Origin of the sequence: Paenibacillus sp. SAFN-117, from assembly GCF_051966115.1 — a bacterium.
GTDB lineage: Bacteria > Bacillota > Bacilli > Paenibacillales > NBRC-103111 > Paenibacillus_L > Paenibacillus_L residui.
In genome coordinates this window covers 1-1,241 of the sequence record NZ_JBQCLK010000090.1, presented here as the reverse complement: position 1 = coordinate 1,241, position 1,241 = coordinate 1, and the positions used below count along the sequence as shown (strand labels likewise).

At 42.5% G+C, this 1,241-nt stretch carries 1 protein-coding gene; it reads left to right on the top strand.

Annotated elements, in window-relative coordinates; all coding sequences use genetic code 11:
• Positions 1-28: 28 nt before the first annotated feature.
• On the top strand, positions 29-1,186 hold the full coding sequence (locus ACTHRH_RS25660) for an IS256 family transposase (RefSeq protein ID WP_440418287.1): 1,158 nt from the start codon (positions 29-31) through the stop codon (positions 1,184-1,186).
• The last annotated feature ends 55 nt before the right edge of the window (positions 1,187-1,241 follow it).

Sequence of the window (1,241 nt, the reverse complement as noted above, 5' to 3'; positions counted from 1 at the left end):
AAATACATGAGCATGAGGAGGATTTATAGTGACCCAACTACAGTTTAACTTAAACATTGATCACTTGAAAGAGTCCGTTATGAGTTCCAATATTGAAACAGTTGTGAAGTCGACGATCGTATTGGTGCTAAATGAATTCATGGAAAGGGAACGAGATCATTATCTACAAGCTGCTGCCTATGAGCGTACTTCGGAACGTCAGGATTACAGAAATGGTTACTATGAGCGTGATTTAGTCATGAACATTGGAAAAGTAACCTTGCGTGTTCCTCGTACACGCGAGGGAGAATTCTCACCTACCGTCTTTGAGAAGTACGCACGCTGCGAACAAGCACTTGTACTTTCTATGTTGGAAATGGTGATCAACGGCGTCTCGACTCGTAAGGTTACAAAAGTCGTAGAACAACTATGTGGTGAAAGGATCTCCAAGTCCTTTGTCTCTTCACTAACAGAAAAGCTGGATCCGATCGTGAATGCCTGGGCGAATCGTCCACTGAATGTGATGTACTTTCCATATTTATTTGTTGATGCCATGTACATCAAAGTACGTGAAGATCAGCGGGTTGTATCAAAAGCCGTCTATATCGCAACCGCACTGAACAAAAACAACCAACGCGAAATCATCGGATTGATGGTCGACCATGCAGAAAGCTTTGACGGCTGGAGTAGATTCTTTCAGTATCTTAAATCACGTGGCATCCAGTCTCCCAAGTTGGTCATTTCAGATGCACATGGTGGGCTGAAGAAAGCGATTGAACGTGAATTCATCGGAACGAGCTGGCAAAGGTGTAATGTCCACTTTAAGCGTAACATTTTTAATGCGCTCCCGAAGAAAGATACCGCTGAAATACGGACGATGATTAAACGTATCTTTGAAGCCGTAACGATCGATGACATGCGCACCTTTAAGTCTGAACTCATACATCGTTATGGCGAGGAGCCTCGTTTCAAAAAGGCATTAGAGATTCTTGAAGACGGCTTTGAAGACACCATACAGTACATGATTCATCCTGAGCCGATTCGAAAACATATCCGTAGCACAAACTCCTTAGAACGGTTAAACCAGGAAGTGCGAAGAAGAGAGAATGTGATTCGTATATTTCCGAATACACAATCCGCTTTTCGCTTGATCGGAGCGGTGCTGATGGAATATGAAAAAACATTTAACAAGAGAAAGCTAGGCTAATAATCCAGTGTAGAAAACATTGTAGTGAATTTTACACAAGAGTCAGGACTTGACC